This is a genomic window from Gudongella sp. DL1XJH-153 (genome assembly GCF_049310905.1).
Taxonomy (GTDB): Bacteria; Bacillota; Clostridia; order Tissierellales; family Tissierellaceae; genus Gudongella.
The window spans coordinates 1-1,698 of sequence record NZ_JBMEMN010000072.1 but is presented as its reverse complement, the minus strand read 5'-3'; the positions used below and the strand labels follow the sequence as shown (position 1 = coordinate 1,698).

At 37.1% G+C, this 1,698-nt stretch carries 1 protein-coding gene; it reads left to right on the top strand.

All coding sequences use genetic code 11. The annotated features are described in order from the left end of the window. The first annotated feature begins 114 nt into the window (after positions 1-114). Positions 115-1,590, top strand: coding sequence for an IS1182 family transposase (locus ACOEN1_RS13360; RefSeq protein WP_422487388.1), 1,476 nt, complete (start codon positions 115-117; stop codon positions 1,588-1,590). The last annotated feature ends 108 nt before the right edge of the window (positions 1,591-1,698 follow it).

Genomic DNA, 1,698 nt, shown 5'->3' with positions numbered 1-1,698 from the left:
GAGGCCACTGAAAAAGTGAAAAAATATTTGGGAAAAGTCCTTAAGCAAAAAGGACTTTTCTTTTTTTTGTCGAATAAATATAGTATAAGAAAATAACATTGGGAGGTCTTTGCTATGCTTGATTCGCAAATAAAAATGTCTACCAGTTCATATCAGCAGCTTTATGATTTGATAGTTGACGAAAATCATCAGCTTAGAAAGCTACATGACATCATTGATTATTCATTTGTACACGAGGAATTGCGACATACCTATAGTGAAAATATGGGTCGTAAAGCCGTAGAACCTATAGTTTTGTTTAAGTATCTGATGCTCAAAGTCATTTATGAACTGTCAGATGTAGACGTAGTTAAGCGCTCTAAAACGGACATGGCCTTTAAATTTTTCTTGGATATGGCTCCCGAGGAAGAAGTTATAGACCCCAGTCTACTGACCAAGTTCAGGAAACTTAGGTTAAAGGATGAAAAATTGCTTAATCAATTGCTGGCTAGAACGATTATCCTGGCCAAGGAGAAGGATCTTCTGAAAAATCATACTCTGATAGTTGATTCGACCCATACGAAATCAAGGTACAACAAAAAGTCCGCAAGGACCATATTGCTTGAACAAGCGAAAAAGGTCAGGAGGCAACTGTATCAAATAGATGAGAACCTAAGAGACAAACTACCTACCAAGCCAACTAACTCTGGAGTTCTCGAGGATACGATTGCCTACTGCGAAAAATTGGTTGAATTCGTTGAGAAGAAGGATGAGTTTCAATATGCACAGAAGCTAATGGAGCAGAAGAATCTGTTGAAGGAATTTACCCTGGATCATACCGAGGCATTGAAAGAATCTTATGACGAAGATGCCCGTGTAGGTCATAAATCATACGATGAATCATTTTTTGGTTACAAGACACATATAGGAATGACCCCTGAAAGAATAATAGCAGTGGCTCATGTAACCTCTGGTGAAAAGAATGATGGTAAACAGCTGAAAGATTTGATAAGAATTTCTGAGGAAAATGGCTATGGAGTAGATGAAATAATTGGTGATGCTGCCTATTCAGAAAGGGAAAACATAGAGTATGCAAAAGAAAATGATATTATATTGATTTCAAAACTGAACAGAGCCATAACCCATTCCAATAAAAAAAGCAAAATCGGATTTGAATTCAACAAAGATGCAAACACATACCAATGCCCAGGTGGACACCTGAGCATCAAGAAAGTAAATAAAAGACCAAGGCAAAATGCCGTTGATGGAAAAGGTGATGTTGAAACATACTTTTTCGATGTAGAGAAATGTAGGGAATGCAGCCTTAGAAAAGGTTGTTACAAGGACGGGGCAAACACCAAGTCACATTCGATTTCATTAAAATCAAATACCCACCTTGAATATATGGTCTTTCAGGAAACAGATTTTTTCAAGGAAAGAGCCAAGGAGCGGTATAAAATTGAAGCAAAGAACAGTGAACTTAAACATAGCCATGGATTTGAAGTTGCATCAGGTTCAGGCCTTGTTGGCATGCGCTTACAATCAGCTGTAACAATGTTCACGGTAAATCTTAAGAGGATACTGAAGCTACTTGATGAAAAAGAAGCATAAAAAAGACAGGATTCCATAGGTAAAAACCTAAAATGGAATTCTGTCTTTTAATATTTACTTATCACACTGAATAGCACTGTTTAAAGTATACTTTTTCAGTGGCCTCGC

What these genes read in the sequence shown, in the direction of transcription:
- ACOEN1_RS13360 (WP_422487388.1), top strand. Translation starts at nt 115, where the DNA reads ATGCTTGATTCGCAAATAAAAATGTCTACCAGTTCATATCAGCAGCTT.